Source organism: Pseudomonas taiwanensis (assembly GCF_013393345.1).
GTDB classification, from domain to species: domain Bacteria; phylum Pseudomonadota; class Gammaproteobacteria; order Pseudomonadales; family Pseudomonadaceae; genus Metapseudomonas; species Metapseudomonas resinovorans_C.
In genome coordinates, this window is the sequence record NZ_QJRF01000031.1 from 133,231 (window position 1) to 156,502 (window position 23,272).

At 64.1% G+C, this 23,272-nt stretch carries 20 protein-coding genes; 15 read left to right on the plus strand and 5 right to left on the minus strand.

What is annotated here, in order from left to right:
* Positions 1 to 10: 10 nt before the first annotated feature.
* The 4 genes from rsmA to DM872_RS03335 all read right to left on the minus strand — a co-directional run bounded on the left by rsmA (position 11) and on the right by DM872_RS03335 (position 6,068).
* A complete protein-coding gene (gene rsmA, locus DM872_RS03320) occupies positions 11 to 817 on the minus strand; it encodes a 16S rRNA (adenine(1518)-N(6)/adenine(1519)-N(6))-dimethyltransferase RsmA (RefSeq protein WP_179058116.1) in 807 nt (268 codons plus the stop codon).
* Between the two features lie 117 nt (positions 818 to 934).
* A complete protein-coding gene (gene pdxA / locus DM872_RS03325) occupies positions 935 to 1,933 on the minus strand; it encodes a 4-hydroxythreonine-4-phosphate dehydrogenase PdxA (RefSeq protein ID WP_179058117.1) in 999 nt (332 codons plus the stop codon).
* Between the two features lie 75 nt (positions 1,934 to 2,008).
* On the minus strand, positions 2,009 to 3,301 hold the full coding sequence (locus DM872_RS03330; RefSeq protein WP_179058118.1) for a peptidylprolyl isomerase: 1,293 nt from the start codon (positions 3,299 to 3,301) through the stop codon (positions 2,009 to 2,011).
* Positions 3,282 to 6,068, minus strand: a complete 2,787-nt coding sequence (locus DM872_RS03335) for an LPS-assembly protein LptD (RefSeq protein ID WP_179058119.1) — start codon at positions 6,066 to 6,068, stop codon at positions 3,282 to 3,284. Before DM872_RS03335 ends, DM872_RS03330 begins: the two co-directional genes overlap by 20 nt.
* Before the next feature lie 126 nt (positions 6,069 to 6,194).
* Between DM872_RS03335 and DM872_RS03340 the strand changes: the two genes are divergently transcribed.
* From DM872_RS03340 to DM872_RS03350, 3 genes are read left to right on the plus strand one after another with little or no spacing between them, the layout of a single operon-like run.
* Positions 6,195 to 7,220 carry an aminoglycoside phosphotransferase family protein gene (locus DM872_RS03340; RefSeq protein ID WP_179058152.1) on the plus strand — a complete coding sequence of 342 codons (1,026 nt, stop codon included), beginning with the start codon at positions 6,195 to 6,197 and terminating at the stop codon, positions 7,218 to 7,220.
* Positions 7,217 to 7,888: an N-acetylmuramate alpha-1-phosphate uridylyltransferase MurU gene (gene murU / locus DM872_RS03345; RefSeq protein WP_179058120.1), complete on the plus strand. Its 672-nt coding sequence runs from the start codon at positions 7,217 to 7,219 to the stop codon at positions 7,886 to 7,888. Before DM872_RS03340 ends, murU begins: the two co-directional genes overlap by 4 nt.
* Before the next feature lies 1 nt (position 7,889).
* Complete coding sequence (locus DM872_RS03350) at positions 7,890 to 8,657, plus strand: TerB family tellurite resistance protein (protein ID WP_179058121.1); 768 nt, start codon at positions 7,890 to 7,892, stop codon at positions 8,655 to 8,657.
* 4 nt (positions 8,658 to 8,661) lie between these two features.
* On the opposite strand, the gene DM872_RS03355 is transcribed toward DM872_RS03350, so the two are convergent.
* Complete coding sequence (locus DM872_RS03355) at positions 8,662 to 9,678, minus strand: alpha/beta hydrolase family protein (RefSeq protein ID WP_179058122.1); 1,017 nt, start codon at positions 9,676 to 9,678, stop codon at positions 8,662 to 8,664.
* A gap of 135 nt (positions 9,679 to 9,813) precedes the next feature.
* Here DM872_RS03355 and DM872_RS03360 point away from each other — a divergent pair, with 135 nt between their 5' ends.
* The 12 genes from DM872_RS03360 to trpC all read left to right on the plus strand — a co-directional run bounded on the left by DM872_RS03360 (position 9,814) and on the right by trpC (position 23,089).
* Positions 9,814 to 12,204 (plus strand): PAS domain-containing sensor histidine kinase, encoded by a 2,391-nt coding sequence (locus DM872_RS03360; protein WP_179058123.1) that lies wholly within the window; start codon positions 9,814 to 9,816, stop codon positions 12,202 to 12,204.
* Positions 12,201 to 12,830 carry a response regulator gene (locus DM872_RS03365; RefSeq protein ID WP_179058124.1) on the plus strand — a complete coding sequence of 210 codons (630 nt, stop codon included), beginning with the start codon at positions 12,201 to 12,203 and terminating at the stop codon, positions 12,828 to 12,830. The genes DM872_RS03360 and DM872_RS03365 overlap by 4 nt, the downstream gene beginning before the upstream one ends.
* Before the next feature lie 151 nt (positions 12,831 to 12,981).
* Entirely contained in the window at positions 12,982 to 14,091 is a 1,110-nt protein-coding gene (locus DM872_RS03370) for an ABC transporter ATP-binding protein (RefSeq protein WP_179058125.1), read from the plus strand.
* Between the two features lie 49 nt (positions 14,092 to 14,140).
* The gene (locus DM872_RS03375) at positions 14,141 to 15,172 is read left to right on the plus strand and encodes an ABC transporter substrate-binding protein (protein WP_077520866.1); all 1,032 of its coding nucleotides are present in this window, start codon (positions 14,141 to 14,143) and stop codon (positions 15,170 to 15,172) included.
* 114 nt (positions 15,173 to 15,286) lie between these two features.
* Positions 15,287 to 16,534: an ABC transporter permease gene (locus tag DM872_RS03380; protein ID WP_179058126.1), complete on the plus strand. Its 1,248-nt coding sequence runs from the start codon at positions 15,287 to 15,289 to the stop codon at positions 16,532 to 16,534.
* Positions 16,535 to 16,547: 13 nt separating this feature from the next.
* The gene (locus DM872_RS03385) at positions 16,548 to 17,375 is read left to right on the plus strand and encodes an ABC transporter permease (RefSeq protein WP_179058127.1); all 828 of its coding nucleotides are present in this window, start codon (positions 16,548 to 16,550) and stop codon (positions 17,373 to 17,375) included.
* Positions 17,376 to 17,511: 136 nt separating this feature from the next.
* Positions 17,512 to 18,180, plus strand: a complete 669-nt coding sequence (gene rpe, locus DM872_RS03390; RefSeq protein WP_179058128.1) for a ribulose-phosphate 3-epimerase — start codon at positions 17,512 to 17,514, stop codon at positions 18,178 to 18,180.
* Between the two features lies 1 nt (position 18,181).
* Positions 18,182 to 19,021: a phosphoglycolate phosphatase gene (locus tag DM872_RS03395; protein WP_179058129.1), complete on the plus strand. Its 840-nt coding sequence runs from the start codon at positions 18,182 to 18,184 to the stop codon at positions 19,019 to 19,021.
* 94 nt (positions 19,022 to 19,115) lie between these two features.
* Entirely contained in the window at positions 19,116 to 20,603 is a 1,488-nt protein-coding gene (trpE, locus tag DM872_RS03400; protein WP_179058130.1) for an anthranilate synthase component I, read from the plus strand.
* 10 nt (positions 20,604 to 20,613) lie between these two features.
* Positions 20,614 to 21,207, plus strand: a complete 594-nt coding sequence (locus DM872_RS03405) for an aminodeoxychorismate/anthranilate synthase component II (protein WP_179058131.1) — start codon at positions 20,614 to 20,616, stop codon at positions 21,205 to 21,207.
* Positions 21,207 to 22,256 carry an anthranilate phosphoribosyltransferase gene (trpD, locus tag DM872_RS03410; protein ID WP_077522748.1) on the plus strand — a complete coding sequence of 350 codons (1,050 nt, stop codon included), beginning with the start codon at positions 21,207 to 21,209 and terminating at the stop codon, positions 22,254 to 22,256. The genes DM872_RS03405 and trpD overlap by 1 nt, the downstream gene beginning before the upstream one ends.
* A complete protein-coding gene (trpC, locus tag DM872_RS03415) occupies positions 22,253 to 23,089 on the plus strand; it encodes an indole-3-glycerol phosphate synthase TrpC (protein ID WP_179058132.1) in 837 nt (278 codons plus the stop codon). The genes trpD and trpC overlap by 4 nt, the downstream gene beginning before the upstream one ends.
* Positions 23,090 to 23,272 lie beyond the last annotated feature (183 nt).

Genomic DNA, 23,272 nt, shown 5'->3' on the forward strand with positions numbered 1-23,272 from the left:
GATATGGAGTCTAGGGTTTGGGATCCGCCGCAGCCAGTTGATCAGCCAGGCGGACAAAGGCAGCGAGGTCCAGTTGCTCCGGACGCAGACCGCCGTCGACACCCGCTGCGTCGATAGCGGCAGCGTCAAGAAGGCCCTTGAGGGTATTGCGCAGAGTCTTGCGCCGCTGATTGAAGGCTTCGCGCACGACGCGCTCAAGCATGGCGACATCTTTGGCCGGATGCGGCAGGACTTCGTGCGGCACCAGTCTCACGATGGCCGAATCCACCTTGGGCGGCGGGTTGAATGCGCCCGGTCCGACATTGAACAGGTGCTCCACGCGACAGTGGTACTGGACCATGATCGAAAGCCGGCCCCAGTCGCCGCCACCCGGCTCGGCGGCCAGGCGCTCCACCACTTCCTTCTGCAGCATGAAGTGCATGTCGCGGATCAGGTCCGCGTGGGCAAGCAGGTGGAAGATCAACGGCGTGGAGATGTTGTACGGCAGGTTACCCACCACACGCAGGCTGTGCGGTGCGGCATCGAGCCGGCGGAAGTCGAACTTCAGCGCATCGCCCTGGTTGAGGCGGAAGTTGGGTAACTGACCGAACTTGTGCTGCAGGATGGGGATCAGGTCGAGGTCCAGCTCGATCACATCGAGCTGGGCACCGCTACTGAGCAAACCTTCGGTAAGGGCGCCCTGGCCCGGGCCGATTTCCAGCAGGCGCTCGCCTTCGCGGGCATGGATGCTGCGCAGGATGCGATAGATGACGCCAGCGTCATGCAGGAAGTTCTGGCCGAAACGCTTGCGCGCGCGGTGTTGGTAGTGTTCGGACATCGAAGGCTCCGGGCCTTGGGGCCAGGCCGGAGGGCCTGGCGTGGAAACTGAATCGCGCAGTTTATCAGGCGCGGGCCCGCGCCGCCTAAGGCTGGAGCATCAAAGCGGCGCGGGGGCTCAATGGCTGCGTTGCTGCGCGGCGGCCATCTGGTAGGCGGTCTCCAGCGCGACCTCGAGGCTGCCGCAGTCGATCCGGCCGGTGCCGGCCAGGTCAAGGGCAGTACCGTGGTCCACCGAGGTGCGAATGATCGGCAGGCCCAGGGTGACGTTCACCGCGGCGCCGAAGCCCTTGTACTTGAGCACTGGCAGGCCCTGGTCGTGGTACATGGCGAGCACGGCGTCGCAGTGTTCGAGGTGCTTCGGCGTGAACAGGGTGTCCGCCGGCAGCGGGCCGATCAGGTTCAAGCCTTCGGCGCGCAGGCCTTCCAGGGTTGGCTCGATGACCTCCAGCTCCTCCCGGCCGAGGTGGCCCCCTTCACCAGCGTGGGGATTCAGGCCGCAAACCAGGATGCGTGGCTGAGCGATGCCGAACTTGTTCACCAGGTCGGCATGCAGGATGCGGCTGACCCGTTGCAAGCGGTCCGGGGTAATGGCCGCTGCGACGTCCTTGAGTGGCAGGTGCGTGGTTACCAGCGCGACCCGCAGGCCACGAGTCGCCAGCATCATCACCACCTGGCGCGTCGCGGTGAGCTCCGCGAGGAACTCGGTATGTCCGGAGAAGGCGATGCCGGCCTCGTTGATCACGCCTTTGTGCACGGGAGCGGTGATCATCCCGGCGAAGAGGCCGTCGAGGCAGCCTTGGCCCGCACGGGTGAGGGTGTCCAGTACATAGTCGGCGTTTGCCGGTGCCAGTTGTCCCGGGTCGACTGCGGCTCGCAGGGGGGTGTCCCAGACGTAGAGGCTGCCGGCAGGCGCAGGTGCATCCGGAAGTTCAGCGGGATCGACCGCGATCAGCTGGATGGAGAGACCCAATTCGCCGGCGCGCTTCTCGAGTAAATCGCGGCTGGCGATGGCGATGAGTGCATGGGGTTGGGCGGAGCGGGAAAGCAGCAGGCAGAGGTCGGGGCCGATGCCGGCGGGTTCACCGGGAGTGAGGGCGAAACGAAGGGATGTCATGGCGAGTCCTGTGCAGGGGGCCGATACGCTGGCGGGGATTGTACCGCCAGCGCACGACTGAGACTCGCTCGGGATTTACAGCTTGGTTTCGACGTACGCTTCGTCGCGGATCTGACGCAGCCAGGCCTGCAGCTCTTCGTCGTACTTGCGATTGCGCAGGATGTTCATGGCCTGCTGTTCGCGGAACTTCTCGCTGCTGTCGGTGGCGCGGCGGCCCAGCACTTCCAGTACGTGCCAGCCATAGGCGCTCTTGAACGGCTTGGACAGCTCGCCGGCTGGCGTCTTGCCCATGACTTCGCGGAATTCCGGCACCAGGGCGTTGGGGTCGATCCAGTTCAGGTCGCCGCCGTTGAGGGCCGAACCCGGGTCTTCGGAGAAGCTTTTCGCCAGTTCAGCGAAGTCTTCGCCGGACTGGATGCGCTCGTAAAGACGCTCGGCAAGTCGCTTGGTGTCTGCTTCGCTGCGAATTTCGCTGGGCTTGAGCAGGATGTGGCGGACGTGTACTTCGTCGCGAACCAGGGTGTCGCCGCCGCGCTTGTCCAGCAGCTTCAGGATGATGAAGCCACCCGGGGTGCGAACCGGATCGGTCACCTGGCCGGGCTGCAGGGCGCTGATCATGGCGTCGAAGGGCGGGGGCAGTTGAGCAGCCTTGCGCCAGCCGATCTCGCCGCCCTCCAGGGCGGTTTCGCCGGCGGAGCGGGAGATGGCCAGCTGGGCGAAGTCGGCACCCTGTTGCAGCTGCTGGTGCAGCTCCTGGGCCTGGCGCTCGGCAGCCTGAATGGTGCTGGGCGAGGAGCCTTCCGGTACCGGGATCAGGATATTGGCCAGGCGGAACTCTTCGGACAGCTGGATCTTGCCCATGTCGGAGGCCAGGAAGTTCTGCACTTCCTGATCGGTGACCTGGATACGTTCGGCGACGCGACGCTGGCGTACACGGCTGATGACCATCTCGCGACGAACCTGGTCGCGCGCGTCGTCATAGGACAGGCCGTCGCGGGCGAGCGCACCGCGGAACTGGTCGACCGTCATGCCATTGCGCTGGGCGATGGCTTCGATGGCCTGGTTCAGTTCTTCGTCGGCGATACGGATGCCGGAGCGGTCGCCGATCTGCAGCTGGATGTTCTCGATGATCAGGCGTTCCAGCACCTGCTGGCTGAGCACATGCTCAGGCGGCAGCGAGGCGCCGCGCTTGGCAATGGTCTGCTGCACTTCACGCAGGCGCTGGTCGAGCTGGCTCTGCATGATCACATCGTTATCGACAATGGCGACCACGCGGTCGATGGAGCGAACATCGGCGTGCACGAGGCCGCCGAGTAGCATGGCGCCCAACAGCAGCGGGCGCAGACAATCAGAGAGCTTGGTCTTCACGTTCACGGTAACCTTGGATGCCTTTTTCCAGGAAGCTTTCGGTCTGGTTGCCCACGACGCCACCGAGACCCTTCAGGACGATTTGCAGGAAGATCCCGTGATCGCCACTTTCGTTGGTCGTATCCGGGGTCTGGTCGAATTCGTCGTAGTCGACCCAGTAGCGGTTGATCAGGCGCAGCTTCCAGCAGCAACTGTCGTACTCGAAGCCGCCAAAGGCTTCCAGGGTACGGTTCTGGCTGTAGTCATACTGCCAGCGAGCCAGAGCACTCCACTGCGGGACGATCGGCCAGATGACGGAGAAGTCGTGCTGGCTGATCTTGTAGTAGTCCTTGATGAAGTTGGGGTTGGGCTGGCCATTCGCCAACGTCGGATTGCCGTAGTCGGGGCTGAACGTCCATTGGCCAGTCGTCTGGTCGTACCGGATGGTGTCATTGCGGTAGCGATAGCCCGCGTTGATCACCTTGTTCGGATTGTCTTCAGGCTGGTAGTGGAACATCGCGCTGCCGGAGCGGGTGCGATGGGAATCCGGGTCCCAGTTGAAGTCCGAGGTAAGGCGCCAGTCGCGGTTGAAACGGTACAGGTATTCCAGCGCGTAAGGTGAAACCGAGGCCTGGGCGTCGGCACGGGTGTCGGCGTCGATACCCGGCAGTTGTACCTTCCGATCCTGGAAGTAGAACGCCTGGCCGATGCTGAAGCGCTGGCGCTCGAAGCCATTGGACTCGATCCAGCGGTTGGTCACGCCCAGAGAGACCTGGTTGGCGTCGCCGATGCGATCACGGCCGGAGAAGCGGTTGTCGCGGAACAGCGAGGCGTAGTTGAAGGTGTACTCGCCAGTATCGAAGACCGGAATATCGTCCTGGTCTTCTTCCGGCACGTAGAGGTAGAACAGGCGCGGTTCCAGGGTCTGCGTGTAGTTCTTGCCAAAGAACTGGGTCTTGCGGTCGAAATACAGGCCGCTATCGACACTGTAGATAGGCAGCTGGCGATCCGGATTGCTATCGAAGTCCTGGTTGACCAGTGCAAGATCGCTCTTGCCGGTGCTGTCGAGGCTCAGATCATATTGGGTATAGGCGTACTTGACCTGCGGCTTGAGGAAGCCCCAGGTCCAGTTCATTGGCAGGCTGACACTGGGTTCAAGGTGGGTACGGTCACCATTGGCGCGCGCCAGGCCGAAGGTGTTTTCGTCGAGCCATGGCGTTGGGTTGCCATCGATGTCGAAGAAATCGCCCTTACGCAAATCCCGGTCGAAACGTACAAACTCAGTGCTGTAGCCGAAGTTCAGCCCACCGGGCTGGAAGGGCAGCGCGCCGTCCAGGGTGACCTGCGGCAGGCGATCATACGGAGTGGCATCGGAAATCGTCGCCAGCTCGTAAGCGTGGGCATTCAGCCTCGCGGTGTAGGAATCACCACGATAGGTCAGGGTGCCGCGCTGGTTGACGAAAGTGGGGGTGTCCACACCCAGGTCGGTATCCAGGTCGTCGAAGTAGTACGGATCGCTGATGTCGGTGTAGTCGACCTCCGCCAGCAGCCGGGAGTCCAGCCCGCCGATGTGCTTCCAGTTGTACAGCCAGCGCTTCTCCTCGAACTCGGACATGAGCTCGCGCTCATCTTCCTTGTCATTGAGATACGCGGCGCCCAGCTGGCCTTCGCTGCTGTGGGTCAGGTAGCGGAACTCGCCTTCCATCAGCAGGCCGCGCTTGGACATGTAACGCGGATACAGGGTGGCGTCGTAGTTCGGCGCCAGGTTGAAGTAGTACGGCGTGACCAGCAGGAAGCCGGTGTCGGTGCTGCTGCCGATGGTCGGCGGCAGGAAGCCGGACTGGCGACGGTCGTCGATCGGGAAATAGATGTACGGGGTATAGAACACCGGAATGTCCTTGACCCGCAGCGTGACGTTGGTCGCGGTGCCGAAGCCGGTGGCCGGGTTCAGCTTGATGTTGTTGCCCTTCAGGTGCCACGCGTTATCGCCCGGTTCGCAACGGGTATAGGTACCGTCCTTCAGGCGGATGATGGCGTCTTCCTGGCGCTTGGCGTACAGCGCGCTGCCACGGGTGTGCGACTGGTGCAGGACGTATTCGGCGTTGTCGACCTTGGCCTCGCCGTTGTCCAGTTGCAGTTCGGCGCGATCGCCGACAACCAGGGCGCCCTTGTCGCGCAGCTTGACGTTACCGATCAGCTCGCCACGGTTTTCCGCCTGGTGCAGGTTGGCCTCGTTGGCTTCCACCTGCATGCTGCCTTGGCGCAGGACGACGTCCCCAGCGAGGGTGGCGATCTGTTTCTCCTGCTCGTAGCGCGAGGCCTTGGCGGAGATGTAGGTTGGCGCATCCTCCATCGGCGTGCTGTCATCCATGCCCGGACGCGGCGGCTCGATGTAGGCACCGGCGCAGTAAGGACCGGCTTCGGCCAGTTGCGCGGGCGTGAGTTTGTCGCGCGGCACCCAGTCGAGGTGACTGTAATCGGCGCTGCGGGATGCCAGGCCCTTGCCTTCGGCCTCGGTCACCAGCGTGGTATCGCTGCCTTCGGCTTCACCTTCCTGGGGAGCGGCGCCAATGGTCGAGCTCACGGCACTGCCGCTGTGCACGGGGCGCGGTGGCAGGCTCTCTGTGCTGGCTTTGGGCGCGCATGCCCACCCGCCAGTTGTGGAAGCCTGGCAGTCGAATTGTTCTGCGGCGACGACGTATGAGGTGGCTACTGGCTGCAGGGCCAGCAGGCTGCCGGTCACCAGCAGGGGGAACTTTCTACGAAACGCGGGGGATCTTACTGCCATCTTGTTAGTCCGGGCTTCCTGCGCGCCTTCGACCCGCTAGGGCCGCACGCCTCTCGATGGGCTGAAAAAGATGCTGGATAATAAAGCATGACCCGCACAACGGCTAGCGCCGCCGGAGACCACCCGATGCACCATGAAGACCTGCGACTTCAGCAGCTGAGCCAGTGGCTTGATCAGCAGTTGCCCACCCTGTTCGCTGCCGAAGGCTGGGGCCCCGTGCCGGCCGCCGAGCTGGTTCCAGCCAGCAGTGATGCCAGCTTCCGTCGTTATTTCCGCTGGCAGGCCGAAGGCCGCACCCTGATCCTGATGGATGCTCCGCCGCCCCGAGAGGATTGCCGTCCCTTCGTCAAAGTGGCCGGAATGCTCGCCGAGGCCGGCGTGCACGTGCCGCGCATTCTCGCCGCCGATGTGGAGCAAGGCTTCCTGATCCTCGACGACCTGGGGCGCCAGACCTACCTCGAAGTCATCGATGCGGAGAACGCCGACTCTTTGTTCGACGATGCCCTGAAAGCGCTGCTGACCTTCCAGAAGCGCAGCCTCGATGTGCCCATGCCCAGTTATGACGACGCGCTGCTGCGTCGCGAGCTGCAGCTTTTCCCCGAGTGGTACCTGCAACATCATCTGGGCATCGAACTGGAAGGTGAGCGCCTGGCTGCCTGGGAGCGTATTTCCGACTTGCTGATCGGCAGCGCCCTGGCGCAGCCGCAGGTGCTGGTGCACCGGGACTACATGCCGCGCAACCTGATGCTCAGCACTCCCAATCCCGGCGTGCTGGATTTCCAGGACGCTGTCTACGGTCCGGTGACCTACGACGTGACCTGCCTGTTCAAGGACGCCTTCCTCAGTTGGCCCGAAGAGCGTGTCGCCGGCTGGCTGGAGCGTTACTGGAAGCTGGCCCGCGAAGCCGGCATCCCGGTTCAGTCCGACTTCGCCGAGTTCCGCCGTGCCAGCGACCTGATGGGCGTGCAGCGCCACCTCAAGGTCATCGGCATTTTCGCGCGCATCTGCCATCGCGACGGCAAGCCCAAGTACCTGGGCGACGTGCCGCGCTTCTTTGCCTATATAAAGGAAGTGATCGAACGCCGTCCCGAACTGGCCGAGCTGGGTGAACTGTTGGCCAGCCTTCCGCGGGACGAGGCCGTCCAACCATGAAGGCGATGATCCTCGCGGCGGGCAAGGGTGAGCGCATGCGCCCCCTGACCCTGCACACCCCAAAGCCGCTGGTTCGTGCCGCCGGCACCCCGCTGATCGAGTTTCACCTCCAGGCTCTGGTGAAGGCCGGTTTCAACGAGCTGGTGATCAACCATGCCTGGCTCGGCCAGCAGATCGAAGATCACCTGGGCGATGGTGCGCGCTTCGGCTTGTCCATCCGTTATTCGGCAGAAGGCGAGCCGCTGGAAACCGGAGGCGGCATTTTTCAAGCCTTGCCGCTGTTGGGCGATGAGCCTTTTCTCATCGTGAATGGCGATGTCTGGACCGACTTCGAATTCAGTCACCTGCGCCGACCGCTGGACGGCCTCGCGCATCTGGTACTGGTAGACAACCCGACGCACCATCCCCACGGCGACTTTGTCCTGGAGAATGGCCGGGTGCGTGATGCAGTGGCAGGCGAACCGAGTCTCACCTACAGCGGTATCGCCGTGCTCCATCCGCGTCTGTTCGAAGGGTGTCAGGCAGGGGCCTTCAAGCTGGCGCCGTTGCTGCGTCAGGCGATGGCCGCGGGCCGGGTGACTGGCGAGCGATTCGCCGGGCGTTGGGTCGACGTGGGCACCCACGAACGCCTGGCGGAAGTCGAACGTCTGCTGATGACGGAGGCCTGAGTTGGTCTGGCCCGCTACCCTGATCGGCGCTGCCGCCGGATTCGCCCTGGCGAACATCCCGGGAGCCATGCTCGGCGGTTTGCTGGGGCATGTACTCGACCAGCGTCTGCACCTTGATTCCTGGGGGGCGTTGCGTGCGCGCTTGCGTGGCGATCCCGGCATCGATCAGCAGGACCTGTTGTTCATCCTGTTGGGTCGCCTGGCCAAGAGCGATGGTCGGGTGCAGGAGGCACACATCCAGCAGGCGCGATCGGAAATGAAGCGCATCGGGCTGGACGAAGCGGGCACCCGGCGGGCCATCGCCGCCTTCAACCGGGGCAAGTCGGGCGGCGACAACCTGCACCTTGCATTGCACAAGCTGAAGGACGAGCGGGTCACGGTGGAACGCCTGCTGCGCAGCTGCTGGCAGATGGCTGCGGCAGATGGACGGATCGGCAAGCGCGAGCGCGAACTCATCCTGCAATGGGGCGGCTGGTTGGGGCTTGCGATTTCCCGGGTCGAGGCGCTTGGCGCGGGCTATGACACCCCGCAGGGCCTGCCGGCCAAACGCTCAAACAGCTACAGGGACGCCCTGATCTTGCTGGGCGTGACGGCCGACTGCGAACCCGCGGTGATCAAGCGGGCCTACCGCCGCCTGCTCAGCCAGAACCACCCGGACAAGTTGGCCGGTTCAGGTGCCAGCCCTGCGGTGGTACGTGCCGCGACCGACCGCACCCGCGAATTGCAAAGCGCCTACAACCTGATCCGCGAGCGTCACGGATTCCGCTGAGCCTTCAGCCGTCCGTGGGCGCTTTGCCGGTACCTGCTTCCAGGTGCAGGCTCAGCCAGCCACGAATGCGCCGGATGAGCTGCTCCTGCTCGGTGGCGCGGTCGCCTGGAAGGCCCTTCATGGCGATCTGGATGTAGGCCGGGTGCTTCTGCCGCTTGCTCGCGTGACTGCGACGCAGGGCGGCGTCGCGGTCGGCCGGCTGGTCCTTGTAGTAGAAGTCGCCCGTGGCCAGTTTCAATTCGGGTAGTGAGTCCTCCAGGGCCGGTGCATAGCCAGCAGGCAACTCCGCCGCTACCAACAGAAGATTGCGTACGTCCTGCGGCTCATTGGCGGCAAGGAACTGTGCCGCCCAATAGGCACCAGTGCCATGGCCCAGCAGCACGATGGCCTTGGGCTTCTGCTGGCGCGCGAAGGCGAGTGCCGCTTCGATCCGGGCAAACACCCGTGCCGTCTGGGTCTTCTGGATGGCGTCGCGGGACAGCGGTGGCGGCGCCGGGTCGGTGTTGGGTTCGGCACTTCCGGCCTGCTCGGTGTTGGTCGGGCCTTCTTCCTGGGCTTTCTCGGGGCTCACCGCCGGTTCCGCCTGGGTCGGTACCTCGGTCTTCAGTGGGCGTGGTGGCAGCGGATCGTCGCTGGGGTCGGGCAGTGTCAGGGCGAGGGTGCTCCAGCCGGAATTCGGCAAGCCGCGACGCAAGGGGCCGATCGCCTCCGGCCAGTCGGCCGTTTCGCCGTCGCCGGGCAGCAGGATCACCAACCCCTCGGGAGCGCTGACATTGGCCGGCTGCCAGAGCGCGAGGAAAGTCTCTTCGCCAGCATTGAGCCGCTGTTGATCCCGGCTCGGGATCTGGCGCTCCAGGCTGGTGGAGTCCTCCTGGCTACGTTCCTCCAGCGGCGCGCGCTCCACTGCCGGTGCAGGTTCCTTGGGCGCTGTCGCGGAGTCCGCTTCCCCCAGCACGGCAGGTGAGGCAGGCAATAGCGCGAGGCAAAGGGCTGCAAGGGGCAGGCGAAGGGCGCGAGGCATCTGGACATTCCTGGTCGAGCTGGGAAACAGGAGCCTAATGGCTCGATGGGTTTTTGTCAGGCCGAGCCTTCGCATGGTTGACCGTGGCTGGAGTAAGGTATGTCGGCTGTTTCTCCTTGTTGCGGTTGGTCCTCGATGATCCGTGCGCTCCTTTCCTTCCTGTTCGCCTGCTGCCTGGCGATACCTGCCTTGGCTGCATCCACGGCGCTGCCGCTGGACGACGGCCAGCGGCAATGGCTCGAGAGCCATGGGCAACTCCGTGTGGGTGCCGTGCTGCAAGCCCCTTACGTCCAGTTGGATCGGCGCCTGCAACAACTCTCCGGAGCCAACGTCGAGTTGATGAACTGGCTGGCCAGGTCCATGGGTGTCGAGTTGGTCTGGCGCACCTACGACAGTCAGGGCGAACTGGAACAGGGACTGCGCTCCGGACAGATCGATCTTGCCCCCGGCCTCGGGCAGACGCCCGCCGGTTTGCGCCTGTGGCTGTTCTCCGATCCCTACATGCGCGTCTCGCAGTTGCTGGTGGGCGAGCGCGAGGGTAATGGCGCGGTGGACCTGGAGCAGCTCGACGCCACGTCGCCGGTTGCCCTGCGCCAGCCGAGTCCAGTGGCCGACTACTTGCGCGCGACTTACTCCAACCTCAACCTCAAGCCCATGGGCAGCGAGCGGCAGGCCCTGCAGGCGTTGCTGGCCGAGCAGGTCCGCTATGCCGTGCTCGACGAGGCCCAGCTCAGCCGGCTGTCTCGCGAACAGGAGTTCACCGGGCTCGCAGTAGTCGGCGACATCGGTTTCCCGCAGCTGCTTCGGGTCGCTTCGAGGCGGGACTGGCCGGAACTGGCTGCCATCGTCGACATCGCCTTGCGCAACCTGCCGCCGAAGGACCTCGACCAGTTGCATGAGCGCTGGCTGCAGCCCAAGTATCCTCGCCTCGGTGAATCCAGCGGCTTCTGGCAGAACCTCAGTCTGTTTCTCGGCGTGCTGTTGCTCACTGCGGCCCTCATCATCACCTGGCTGCGCCGACAGCAGCGTCGGCTGGAGCGGCAACTGCTGGATTCGCGCCATGCACTGCAGCTGCGCGAGGCTGCCGAAGAAGCGCTGCGCCTCACCCAGTTTTCCATCGACCACAGCACCCTGGGCATCCTTTGGGTGAACTGGGACAGCCACGTGCGCTACGCCAACCGAGCGGCAGAACAGATGCTGGGTTATCGGCCGGGCAGTCTTGCAGATCGCCCCCTGGCGGATTTCCAGCCCGAGCTGAACATGGATCGCTGGCTCAATCTCTGGCGCCGCGCACGCAACAGTGACGAAGGCCCGCTGAGCTTCGAGACCCGTTGCTTGCGTCCCGACGGCGCCTGGCTTCCGGCAGATGTGTCGCTGAGCTTCCTGCGCTTCGGCTCTTCCGAATACCTGGTGGTGTTCCTCTCCGATGCCACCGAGCGCCGTCGAGCCCGCGAGGCCCTGGAAGAAAGTGAAGCGCGCCTCAAGGGCATCGCTTCCAACGTGCCCGGTCTGGTATTCCGCCTGGAGCGGCCAAAAGCGGATGCGCCTGCCGATTTCGCCTTCATCGGCGAAGGCAGCGAAGGCCTGGTGGGCTACAGCGCCAGTGAGTTGCTGGATACGGGACGTGGTATTCGCGGCCTGGTTCATCCGGACGACCGCGACGGCTACTGGCAGAGCCAGCTTCAGGCACTGGACGCCGATCGCGATTGGCACTGGCAGGGCCGCATCCTCACCCGCGACGGCGCGCTGCGCTGGGCCGACATCAAGGCCGGTGCGCGGATCTTCGACGACGGCCGTGCGGTCTGGGACGGTGTGGTCTGGGATATCACCGAGAACAAGCAGATCGAACTGGAGCTGGCAGCTTCTCGCGCGCAGCTCCGGGATTTGTCGGCGCACCTGGAAAGCGTGCGCGAAGAAGAGAAGGCACGCATTGCCCGTGAGGTGCATGACGAACTGGGCCAGGTGCTCACCGTCCTGAAGCTGGAAACTTCCATGTGCGAGCTGGCCTACGCCGGGCTCGACGCCGGGCTCAAGGAGCGCCTGGACAGCATGAAGCGTCTGATCGCTCAGCTCTTCCAACTGGTGCGCGACGTGGCGACGGCGCTGCGCCCGCCGATTCTCGATGCCGGCATCGCTTCTGCCATCGAGTGGCAGGCCAGGCGATTCGAGGCGCGCACGCAGATTCCCTGCCTGGTGGAAGTGCCCGAGCAATTGCCGCAGCTGTCCGACGCCAAGGCAGTAGGCCTGTTCCGAGTGCTGCAGGAGGCGCTGACCAACGTCATGCGCCACGCCGAGGCGCATACTGTCGCGGTTCGCCTGAGTGAAGAGGGCGGCACGCTCTGCCTGCGTATCAGTGATGATGGCCGGGGGTTCGATCCCGGCACCAGAAGTGGCAGTTCGTTCGGCCTGGTGGGCATGCGCGAGCGCGTGCTGATGCTGGGCGGCAGCCTGCAGATCGAGAGCCAGCCGGGCGAGGGCACGACCCTTTGCGTGCGCGTGGCGTTGGATAAGGAGAAAGTGGCGTGATCCGAGTATTGGTGGCAGAAGACCACACCATCGTCCGCGAGGGCATCAAGCAGCTCATCGGCCTGGCCAAGGATCTCTGCGTGGCGGGGGAGGCCGGCAATGGCGAGCAACTGATGGAAGCCTTGCGCCAGACACCCTGCGAAGTGGTGCTGCTGGACATCTCCATGCCCGGCGTCAACGGCCTGGAGGCCATTCCGCGCATCCGCGCCCTCGGCAATCCGCCGGCGGTGCTGGTGCTGTCCATGCACGACGAAGCGCAGATGGCCGCACGGGCCCTGAAGATCGGCGCTGCCGGCTATGCCACCAAGGACAGTGATCCGGCCCTGTTGCTCACTGCGATCCGCAAGGTGGCCGCGGGAGGCCGCTACATCGACCCCGACCTCGCCGACCGCATGGTCTTCGAGGTGGGCCTGACCGACGCCCGCCCGGCCCATACGCTGCTTTCAGAGCGCGAGTTCTCGGTGTTCGAGCGGCTGGTGCGTGGCGAAGGAGTGAATGAAATCGCCCAGCAACTGGCGGTCAGCAGCAAGACGGTGAGCACCCACAAGGCCCGCCTGATGCAGAAGCTGGGATTGCACTCGGTCGCGGACCTGGTGAAGTACGCGGTCGAGCACAAGCTGCTGTGAATGTCCGACAATCGCGCTGTGATTTGTAGGGCGATCCCTACAAGGAATCCTCTCCAAGCCTTATAGCAATCTCTCATACCGCCCGATTTGCGTGGTTTGCCGCGTTCTCTACGCTTTCCTCTACGGCAGACACAAAAACAAAGGTGCGGTTATGGCCGAGACACAAGGCAACGACATCCTGGTCAGCTTTCGCGGCGTGCAGAAGAGCTACGACGGCGAGACCCTGATCGTCAAAGACCTCAACCTGGATATTCGCAAAGGCGAATTCCTCACCCTGCTCGGGCCGTCCGGCTCCGGCAAGACCACCAGCCTGATGATGCTCGCCGGGTTCGAAACCCCCACCAGCGGCGAGATTCTGCTGGCCGGTCGCTCCATCAACAACGTACCCCCGCACAAGCGCGACATTGGCATGGTGTTCCAGAACTATGCGTTGTTCCCGCACATGACGGTGGCCGAGAACCTGGCCTTCCCGCTCTCGGTGCGCGGCATGAGCAAGACCGACGCCAGCGAGCGGGTCAAGCGTGCGCTCTCCATGGTGCAGCTGGATACCTTCCGCAACCGCTACCCCGGCCAGCTTTCCGGTGGCCAGCAGCAGCGTGTCGCCCTGGCCCGCGCCCTGGTGTTCGAGCCCCAGCTGGTCCTGATGGACGAGCCCCTCGGTGCACTGGACAAGCAGCTGCGCGAACACATGCAGATGGAGATCAAACACATCCATCAACGCCTGGGCGTCACCGTGGTCTACGTGACCCACGACCAGGGCGAAGCGCTGACCATGTCCGACCGCGTCGCGGTGTTCCACCAGGGCGAGATCCAGCAGATCGCTCCGCCGCGCGAGCTTTACGAACTGCCGAAGAACACCTTCGTGGCCAACTTCATCGGTGAGAACAATCGCCTGAACGGCCAGCTGGAAAGCCGCGATGGCGAGCGCTGCGTCGTGCGTCTGGGCCGTGGTGAGAAGGTCGAGGCCCTGGCGATCAACGTCGGCCAGCCGGGCGAGCCGGTGACCCTGTCGATCCGCCCCGAGCGCGTACGCATCAACGGTCACAGCGAGAGCTGCGTGAACCGTTTCTCCGGGCGCGTCGCCGAGTTCATCTACCTGGGCGACCACGTGCGTATCCGCATGGAGGTCTGTGGCAAGCCCGATTTCTTCGTCAAGCAACCTATTGCTGAGCTCGACCCCGCACTGGCGGTAGGCGATGTGGTGCCGCTCGGCTGGCAAGTGGAGCACGTCCGCGCACTGGACCCGCTTCTGGCGGAATGACGCGGCGGCACCAAGGCATTAGCAACCCTGCACTGTGGAGAAAATAACAATGTCGAAATCCCTGAAACTCACCGCCATCGCCCTCGGGTTGGCCTGCGCCACCCAGGCAATGGCTGCCGACCTGACCGTGGTGTCCTTCGGTGGCGCCAACAAGAATGCGCAGGTCAAGGCGTTCTACGAGCCCTACCAGCAGAGCACCGGCAACAAGATCATCGCAGGCGAATACAACGGTGAAATGGCCAAGGTGAAGGCCATGGTCGACACCAACAGCGTCTCCTGGAACCTGGTGGAAGTGGAGTCGCCCGAGCTGTCCCGCGGCTGTGACGAAGGTCTGTTCGAAGAGCTGGACGCTGCCCAGTTCGGCAAGGCTGAAGACTTCGTACCCGGCGCCGTCCAGCCTTGCGGCGTCGGCTTCTTCGTGTGGTCCACCGTGCTGGCCTACAACGCCGACAAGCTGAAGTCCGCCCCCACCAGCTGGGCCGATTTCTGGGACGTGAACAAATTCCCCGGCAAGCGCGGCCTGCGCAAGGGCGCCAAGTACACCCTGGAATTCGCCCTGATGGCCGATGGCGTTGCGCCCAAGGACGTCTACACCGTGCTGGCCACCAAGGAAGGCCAGGATCGCGCCTTCAAGAAGCTCGACGAGATCAAGCCGAGCATCCAGTGGTGGGAAGCCGGCGCCCAGCCGCCGCAGTTCCTCGCCTCGGGTGACGTGGTCATGAGCTCTGCCTACAACGGCCGCATCGCTGCGGTGCAGAAGGAAAGCAACCTGAAAGTCGTGTGGACCGGCGGTATCTACGACTTCGACTCCTGGGCCATCCCGAAGGGCGCCAAGGATGCCGACAAGGCCAAGGAGTTCATCGCCTTCTCGGTCAAGCCCGAGCAGCAGAAGATCTACTCCGAGAACATCGCCTACGGTCCGGCCAACACCCAGGCGGTGCCGCTGCTGGACAAGGGCCTGCTGAAGGACATGCCGACCACTCCGGAAAACATCAAGGACCAGGTCGCCATGGACGTCACCTTCTGGGCTGACTACGGCGAGCAACTGGAGCAACGCTTCAACTCCTGGGCGGCCAAGTAAGTCCGCCTGTGTACCCCCCCTCTCCCTGTGGGAGAGGGGCTGGGGGTGAGGGGGATTCTTCCTCACCCTGGCCTTAGGGCCTGAACGTTCAACCCTGTTTCAACGGAGTTCGCCATGGCCACTGCAGTGCCCCTGAACGAGGTCGCCGGCCCCAGCCTCAAGCAGCGCCTCGCCCGAGCCGAGCGGATGAACCGCCTGAAGTCCCAGGCGCTGATCCTGCCGCTGCTGATTTTCCTCCTGCTGACCTTCCTGGTGCCCATTGGCGCGCTGCTCTACAAGAGCGTGAACAACCCGGAAGTGGTCGGCTCCATGCCGCGTACGGTCGAGGCCATTTCCAGCTGGGACGGCAAGGCGCTGCCCGCCGAGCCGGTGTACAAGGCCCTGGCCGAAGACCTCGCTGCGGCGCGCAAGAACCAGACTATCGGCGACCTTTCCAAACGCCTGAACATGGAACTGGCCGGCTACCGCAGCCTGATGGCCAAGACTGCCCGCGCCCTGCCGTTCAAGACCGAACCGGCCTCCTACAAGGACGCGCTGGAAACCCTGGACGAGCGCTGGGGCGACCCCGCGTACTGGCAGGCGATTCGCCGTAACGCCAGCCACCTGACCCCCTATTACTTGCTGGCCGCCCTCGACCATCGCATCGACGACCTGGGCGAAGTGGCCCTGGCCACCCCGGACCAGGCCATCTACCTGGATATCTTCGCCCGTACCTTCTGGATGGGCGCGGTGATCACTGTGATCTGCCTGTTGCTCGCCTATCCGCTGGCATACCTGCTGGCCAACCTGCCGACGCGCAAGAGCAACCTGCTGATGATCCTGGTGCTGCTGCCGTTCTGGACCTCCATCCTGGTGCGTGTGGCAGCGTGGATCGTGCTGTTGCAGTCCGGTGGCCTGATCAACGGCGCGCTGCTCAAGCTCGGCCTGATCGACCAGCCGTTGCAGCTGGTGTTCAATCGCACCGGCGTCTACATCGCCATGGTGCACATCATGCTGCCGTTCATGATCCTGCCGATCTACAGCGTGATGAAGGGCATTTCCCCCAGCTACATGCGTGCGGCGATCTCCCTCGGCTGCCACCCCTTCGCCAGCTTCTGGAAGGTGTACTTCCCGCAGACCGTGGCGGGCGTAGGTGCCGGGTGCCTGCTGGTGTTCATCCTGTCCATCGGCTACTACATCACGCCGGCACTGCTGGGCAGCCCGAACGACCAGATGGTCAGCTATTTCGTCGCCTTCTTCACCAACACCACCATCAACTGGGGCATGGCCACGGCCCTGGGCGGCATGCTGCTGTTCGCCACCCTGATCCTCTACGTGGTCTACAGCTGGCTGGTGGGCGCTGGCCGCCTGCGTCTCGGTTGAGGAGAACAAGAAAATGCTGAGTCCCTACATGTCCCCGATCGAGCGCCTGTGGTTCTACACGCTGCGCGGCCTCTGCGGCCTGGTGCTGCTGTTCCTGATCCTGCCGGTGCTGGTGATCATTCCGCTGTCGTTCAACTCCGGCACCTTCCTGGTCTACCCGCTGCAGGGCTTCTCCCTACGCTGGTACGCCGACTTCTTCAACTCGGCGGAGTGGATGCGCTCGCTGACCAACAGCATGATCGTCGCCCCGGCGGCGACCGTGCTGGCGATGGTCTTCGGCACCCTGGCATCCATCGGCCTGACCCGAGGCGAGTTCCGCGGCAAGGCTCTGGTCATGAGCCTGCTGATTTCGCCGATGGTGGTTCCGGTGGTGATCATCGGTGTGGCCAGCTACCTGTTCTTCGCCCCGTTGGGCCTGGGTAACAGCTACCTGTCGCTGATCTTGGTGCATGCGGTGCTGGGCGTGCCGTTCGTGATCATCACGGTGTCGGCGACCCTGCAGGGCTTCAACTACAACCTGGTGCGTGCTGCCGCCAGCCTCGGCGCGCCGCCGCTGACCGCGTTCTTCAAGGTGACCCTGCCGCTGATTGCACCGGGGGTGATCTCGGGGGCGCTGTTCGCCTTCGCCACCTCCTTCGACGAAGTGGTGGTGACCCTGTTCCTCGCCGGACCCGAGCAGGCCACCCTGCCACGCCAGATGTTCAGCGGTATCCGCGAGAACCTCAGCCCCACCATCGCCGCCGCCGCGACCCTGCTGATCGGTTTCTCCATCGCGCTGCTGCTGGTGCTGGAGTGGCTGCGCGGCCGCAGCGAGCGCATGCGCACCTCCGTGCCGGAGTAAAAAGTCTCCAACCTTCCCGGCCCGCGAGCTTTCGCGGGCTTTTTTTTGCGTGCCGCCTCAGTCATCGGTCGAATCCCCGCGCGCCATTCATCCCGGCTACAATTCGCGCCACCGTGATTCTGCCCCGAGGTCAGCCATGCAGCCCTTCGCCATCGCACCGTCGATCCTTTCCGCCGATTTCGCCCGCCTGGGTGAGGAAGTGGAGAACGTTCTCGCCGCCGGCGCCGACATCGTTCACTTCGACGTGATGGACAACCACTACGTACCCAACCTGACCATCGGCCCGATGGTCTGCTCGGCGCTGCGCAAGTACGGGATCACCGCGCCCATCGACGCGCACCTGATGGTTTCGCCCGTGGACCGCATCATCGGCGACTTCATCGAAGCCGGTGCCACTTACGTCACCTTCCACCCGGAAGCCACTCTGCACGTCGATCGTTCCCTGCAACTGATCCGTGACGGCGGTGCCAAGGCCGGCCTGGTGTTCAATCCGGCCACTCCTCTGGACGTGCTGAAGTACGTGATGGACAAGGTCGACATGATCCTGCTGATGAGCGTCAACCCCGGCTTCGGCGGGCAGAAGTTCATTCCCGGTACCCTCGACAAACTGCGCGAGGCCCGCGCCCTGATCGATGCCTCCGGTCGTGACATCCGCCTGGAGATCGACGGTGGCGTCAACGTGAAGAACATCCGCGAGATCGCCGCCGCAGGCGCCGACACCTTCGTCGCCGGCTCGGCCATCTTCAATACGCCGGACTACGCCGAGGTCATTGCTGCCATGCGCGCCGAGCTGGCCCGGGTCTGATATGGGAACGTTGCACCGGCTGTTCGATGGGCGCCTGCCACGCCTGGTGATGTTCGATCTGGACGGGACCCTGGTGGATTCCGTGCCGGACCTCGCCGCCGCCGTCGACCGCATGCTGGTCGCCCTGGGGCGCCCGGTGGCGGGCATCGAACAGGTCCGCGAGTGGGTCGGCAACGGCGCCCGGGTGCTGGTGCGCCGCGCGCTGGCCGGCGGCCTCGATCATTCCACCGTGCATGACAGCGACGCCGAGCGCGGCCTGGAGCTGTTCATGGAGGCCTACGCCGACAGCCATGCGCTGACCACCGTTTACCCCGGTGTGGCGGAAACCCTGAAGTGGCTGAAGAAGACAGGCGTGGAACTGGCGCTGATCACCAACAAGCCCGAGCGCTTCGTCGCTCCCTTGCTGGACGAGATGAAGCTGGGCCGCTATTTCCCACTGATCATCGCCGGCGACACGCTGCCGCAGCAGAAACCCGATCCGGCTGCATTGCTCCATGTGATGCACATGACCGGGGTCAGCCGCAGCGAGGCATTGTTCGTCGGCGATTCGCGCAATGACGTGCTCGCCGCCAAGGCGGCCGGGGTGAAATGCGTGGCGCTGAGCTACGGCTATAACCACGGCCGGCCCATCGCCGAAGAGGAGCCGGCGCTGGTCGTGGATGACCTGCGAGAGCTGCTACCCGGCGGTTGCGCCGCCCACGGCGCTGCGCTAATGTCGCCCAACTCCTCCGACAATTCGCCTCAACGAGACAGAAACGTGGTGGTTCCCTGTAAGCATTGGCTCGAACGAGCCGGAATGAAGATCATCAAGGCCGTCGCCCGTTGGCGCTGGCGCGCCTAATTCATTCTGGCCGGATACTCCGGCGCGCTTTCACACCGACGTCTTTATCTCCCGGAACCCCTCAAAAGGGGTTCCCCGCCCCATGAGGCTGATCATGACCCGCGAAGATTTCCTGCGTTTGGCCGCCGAAGGCTTTAACCGCATTCCACTTGCGTTCGAAACACTGGCGGATTTCGACACCCCCCTGTCCCTTTACCTGAAGCTCGCTGATACCCCGTACTCCTACCTGCTGGAGTCCGTGCAGGGCGGCGAGAAATGGGGGCGCTACTCCATCATCGGCCTGCAGAGCCGCACCGTGCTGCGTGCCCACGGCCTGAAGGTCAGCGTCAGCGTCGATGACGTCGAAGTGGAGTCCCACGACTGCGAAGATCCGCTGGCATTCGTCGAGGACTTCAAGGAACGCTATCAGGTAGCGCCCATCGCCGGCCTGCCGCGTTTCAACGGCGGCCTGGTGGGTTACTTCGGCTATGACTGTGTGCGCTACGTCGAGAAGCGCCTGGCGAACTGCCCGAACCCCGACCCGCTGGGTACTCCGGACATCCTGCTGATGGTCTCGGACGCGGTGATCGTCTTCGACAACCTGGCGGGCAAGCTGCACGCCATCGTCCTGGTCGACCCGAGTCAGCCCGACGCCTATGAACAGGGCCAGGCACGCCTGCTGGAAATCCGCCAGAAGCTGCGCCAGCCGGTGGTACCGCGCCTGGGCGTGGACCCGAGCATGCCGGTCGGCGGCGAGCCGGACTTCCGCTCCAGCTTCAGCCGTGAGGATTACGAGCAATCGGTGCGCGAGATCAAGGAATACATCCTGGCTGGTGATTGCATGCAGGTGGTGATTTCCCAGCGCATGTCGATTCCCTTCCAGGCTGCGCCCATCGACCTGTACCGCGCCCTGCGCTGCTTCAACCCCACGCCTTATATGTACTTCTTCAACTTCGGTGACTTCCACGTGGTGGGCAGCTCGCCGGAGGTGCTGGTGCGCGTAGAGGATGGCCTGGTCACTGTGCGCCCGATCGCCGGCACCCGCCCGCGTGGTGCGACAGAGGAAGCCGACCGCGCCCTGGAAGAAGACCTGCTCTCCGATGCCAAGGAGCTCGCCGAGCACCTGATGCTGATCGACCTTGGCCGCAACGACGTCGGTCGTGTCGCCGACACGGGCAGCGTCAAGGTCACCGAGAAGATGGTGATCGAGCGTTACTCCAACGTGATGCACATCGTTTCCAACGTCACCGGCCAGCTCAAGGAAGGCATCTCCGCAATGGAAGCGCTGCGCGCCATCCTGCCGGCCGGCACCCTCTCCGGCGCACCGAAGATCCGCGCCATGGAGATCATCGACGACCTCGAACCGGTCAAACGCGGCGTCTACGGCGGCGCCGTGGGCTACCTGGCCTGGAACGGCAACATGGACACTGCCATCGCGATCCGCACGGCGGTCATCAAGGACGGCGAACTGCACGTACAGGCCGGCGCCGGCATCGTCGCCGACTCGGTCCCGGCTCTGGAATGGGAAGAGACGCTGAACAAGCGCCGCGCCATGTTCCGTGCCGTGGCTCTCGCCGAACAGACCGCCAAGATCGACGCCTGAGGATTGCACCATGCTGCTGATGATCGACAACTACGATTCCTTTACCTACAACGTGGTGCAGTACCTCGGTGAGCTGGGCGCGGACGTGCATGTGATCCGCAACGACGAGCTCTCCATCGCCGAGATCGAGGCGCTGAACCCGGAACGCATTGTGGTCTCCCCCGGACCCTGCACGCCCAACGAAGCGGGCGTGTCGCTGGAGGTGATCCGCCACTTCGCCGGCAAGCTGCCGATCCTCGGCGTCTGCCTGGGTCACCAGAGCATCGGCCAGGCTTTCGGTGGCGACGTGGTGCGCGCGCGCCAGGCCATGCATGGCAAGACCAGCCCGGTGTTCCACAAGGACCAGGGCGTCTTCGAGGGCCTGAACCACCCGCTGACGGTCACCCGCTACCACTCGCTGGTGGTGAAGCTGGAAACCCTGCCCGACGAGCTGGAAGTGACCGCCTGGACCCAACATGCCGACGGCAGCGTCGACGAGATCATGGGGCTGCGTCACAAAACGCTGAATATCGAGGGTGTGCAGTTCCATCCGGAGTCCATCCTTACCGAACAGGGCCACGAACTTTTGGCCAACTTCCTCAAGCAGACCGGCGGAGTGCGCTGATGGACATCAAGGAAGCCCTGAACCGGGTGGTCAACCAGCTGGACCTGACCACCGAAGAAATGCAGGACGTGATGCGCCTGATCATGACCGGCCAGTGCACTGATGCGCAGATCGGCGCGTTCCTCATGGGCATGCGCATGAAGAGCGAGACCATCGAGGAGATTGTCGGTGCCGTTTCGGTGATGCGCGAGCTGGCGGTCCGCGTCGAGCTGTCCACCCTCAAGCACGTGGTGGATGTGGTCGGTACCGGTGGCGATGGCGCCAACATCTTCAACGTGTCCTCCGCCGCCACCTTCGTTGTCGCGGCGGCGGGCGGCAAGGTCGCCAAGCACGGCAACCGCGCGGTTTCCGGCAAGACCGGCAGCGCCGACGTACTGGAAGCCGCCGGCATCTACCTTGACCTCAAGCCCGAGCAGGTCGCCCGTTGCATCGAGAGCATCGGCGTCGGCTTCATGTTCGCCCAGGTCCATCACAAGGCCATGAAGTATGCCGCCGGTCCGCGTCGTGAGCTGGGTCTGCGCACCCTGTTCAACATGCTAGGCCCGCTTACGAATCCGGCCGGTGTGAAGCACCAGGTGGTGGGCGTGTTCAGCCAGGCGCTGTGCCGTCCGCTGGCCGAGGTGCTCAAGCGCCTGGGCAGCGATCACATTCTGGTCGTCCATTCGCGCGATGGTCTGGACGAGGTGAGCCTCGCTGCGCCGACCCATGTCGCGGAACTGAAGAACGGCGAAGTGACCGAGTACCAGATCCAGCCAGAGGACTTCGGCATCAAGAGCCAGAGCCTGATCGGCCTGACCGTCGGCAGCCCCCAGGAATCCCTGGAGCTGATCCGTGATGCCCTGGGCAGGCGCAAGACCGAAAACGGCCAGAAGGCCGCCGACATGATCGTGCTGAATGCCGGCGCTGCGCTCTATGCCGCCGACCTGGCCTCCAGCCTGAAAGAAGGTGTGCGTCTGGCACAGGACGCTCTGCACACAGGCCTCGCCCGCGAGAAGCTGGACGAACTGGCCTCCTTTACCGCGGTGTTCCGAGTGGAGAATGAAGCGTGAGCATCCCAACCGTTCTTGAGAAGATCCTGGCACGCAAGGCCGAGGAAGTGGCCGAGCGTCGTGCCCGCGTTTCGCTGGCCGAGGTCGAGGCGCTGGCGCGCTCCGCCGACGCTCCCCGTGGTTTCGCCCGCGCGCTGCTGGAACGTGCCGAGCGCCACGAGCCGGCGGTGATCGCCGAAGTGAAGAAAGCCTCGCCGAGCAAAGGCGTACTGCGCGAGAACTTCAATCCTGCGCTGATCGCCAGGAGTTACGAAGCGGGCGGTGCCGCCTGCCTGTCGGTGCTCACCGACGTCGACTTCTTCCAGGGCGCCGATGCCTACCTGCAGGAGGCGCGTGCCGCCTGCTCCCTGCCGGTGATCCGCAAGGACTTCATGATCGACCCCTACCAGGTGGTCGAAGCCCGTGCCATTGGCGCCGACTGCATCCTGCTGATCGTGTCTGCGCTGGACGACGTACGCATGAAGGAGCTGGCAGCCACCGCCAAGGACGTCGGCCTCGACGTGCTGGTGGAAGTGCATGACGGTGACGAATTGGATCGCGCGTTGAACTGCCTGGACACCCCGCTGGTGGGCATCAACAATCGCAACCTGCACACCTTCGAGGTCAGTCTGGAAAACACCCTCGACCTGTTGCCGCGCATTCCGCGCGATCGCCTGGTCATCACCGAGAGCGGCATCCTCAACCGCGCCGACGTGGAGCTGATGGAAGTCAGCGGTGTTTACGCATTCCTGGTGGGCGAGGCGTTCATGCGCGCTGAAGAGCCGGGTGTCGAGCTGGGCCGACTGTTCTTCCCCGACCGTAACCGCGTGGTGGCGGGCATCGATCCGGATTGATCCGGTTCGCTCCTCCAGACATGAAAAAGCCGGCTTGCGCCGGCTTTTTCTTTGGCTATGTCTGCGTTAGCTGTTGCCAGCATTCAACAGTCGGTCCAGGCGCCTTGTAGGAGCTAGCTTGCTAGCGATAAGGAGGCATTCGCTGGCAAGCCAGCTCCTACGGGCAATGCAGCTACTTGCAAC

Coding starts and splice junctions, on each gene's coding strand:
- DM872_RS03340 (WP_179058152.1), top strand. CDS start 6,195: ATGCACCATGAAGACCTGCGACTTCAGCAGCTGAGCCAGTGGCTTGAT.
- DM872_RS03370 (WP_179058125.1), top strand. CDS start 12,982: ATGGCCGAGACACAAGGCAACGACATCCTGGTCAGCTTTCGCGGCGTG.
- murU (WP_179058120.1), top strand. CDS start 7,217: ATGAAGGCGATGATCCTCGCGGCGGGCAAGGGTGAGCGCATGCGCCCC.
- trpE (WP_179058130.1), top strand. CDS start 19,116: ATGACCCGCGAAGATTTCCTGCGTTTGGCCGCCGAAGGCTTTAACCGC.
- DM872_RS03395 (WP_179058129.1), top strand. CDS start 18,182: ATGGGAACGTTGCACCGGCTGTTCGATGGGCGCCTGCCACGCCTGGTG.
- rpe (WP_179058128.1), top strand. CDS start 17,512: ATGCAGCCCTTCGCCATCGCACCGTCGATCCTTTCCGCCGATTTCGCC.
- DM872_RS03385 (WP_179058127.1), top strand. CDS start 16,548: ATGCTGAGTCCCTACATGTCCCCGATCGAGCGCCTGTGGTTCTACACG.
- DM872_RS03375 (WP_077520866.1), top strand. CDS start 14,141: ATGTCGAAATCCCTGAAACTCACCGCCATCGCCCTCGGGTTGGCCTGC.
- rsmA (WP_179058116.1), bottom strand. CDS start 817: ATGTCCGAACACTACCAACACCGCGCGCGCAAGCGTTTCGGCCAGAAC.
- DM872_RS03360 (WP_179058123.1), top strand. CDS start 9,814: ATGATCCGTGCGCTCCTTTCCTTCCTGTTCGCCTGCTGCCTGGCGATA.
- DM872_RS03405 (WP_179058131.1), top strand. CDS start 20,614: ATGCTGCTGATGATCGACAACTACGATTCCTTTACCTACAACGTGGTG.
- pdxA (WP_179058117.1), bottom strand. CDS start 1,933: ATGACATCCCTTCGTTTCGCCCTCACTCCCGGTGAACCCGCCGGCATC.
- trpD (WP_077522748.1), top strand. CDS start 21,207: ATGGACATCAAGGAAGCCCTGAACCGGGTGGTCAACCAGCTGGACCTG.
- DM872_RS03380 (WP_179058126.1), top strand. CDS start 15,287: ATGGCCACTGCAGTGCCCCTGAACGAGGTCGCCGGCCCCAGCCTCAAG.
- DM872_RS03335 (WP_179058119.1), bottom strand. CDS start 6,068: ATGGCAGTAAGATCCCCCGCGTTTCGTAGAAAGTTCCCCCTGCTGGTG.
- DM872_RS03355 (WP_179058122.1), bottom strand. CDS start 9,678: ATGCCTCGCGCCCTTCGCCTGCCCCTTGCAGCCCTTTGCCTCGCGCTA.